General features: G+C 62.7%; 1 protein-coding gene. It reads left to right on the forward strand.

What is annotated here, in order from left to right:
• Positions 1-640 (forward strand): ATP-binding protein (locus AC1D0P_RS26845; protein WP_477679514.1); only part of this gene is annotated, 640 nt, incomplete at both ends.

A 640-nucleotide genomic window follows, 5' to 3' on the forward strand; every position in this document is an offset into this window, starting at 1 on the left:
TTCATGTTCTCCTCGAACACGATCACGGACACGATCCACGAAACCATCGCCTCGATCTTCCGCATCCCTGGCGGCGACCGGCCGATCACCACGTTCCAGCTTGCCGGCATCCCGTCGGAAGTCGTCAATTCCGTCGCCTCGGTGCTCTGCCGCATGGCCTTTGAAATCGCGCTGTGGAGCAAAGGCGCGATCCATATTCTCGTCGTCTGCGAAGAGGCGCACCGCTACGTGCCGGCCGATCCCAATCTCGGCTTCCTGCCGACGCGCCAGGCCATCGCCCGCATCGCCAAGGAAGGCCGCAAATACGGCGTATCGCTCGGCATCATCACCCAGCGGCCGGGCGAACTCGACCAGACCATCCTGTCGCAATGCTCGACGATCTTTTCGCTTCGCCTTGCCAATGAGCGCGACCAGGACATTATCGGCAAGGCCTTGCCGGATTCCTCGGCCTCGGCGCTGAGCTTCATCTCCTCACTCGCCAATGGCGAGGCGATTGCCTTCGGCGAGGCCGTGCCGGTGCCGATGCGGTTGAAGTTCAACCGCGTCAAGGAGAGCATCCTGCCCACGGCACACGGTGCCGACGCGCAGGAAAGCGACCTCGATCCGAATTCGATCAATCTCGGCACGATCGTCGAGCGCC

This window comes from Polaromonas sp. P1_G2 (assembly GCF_056405515.1).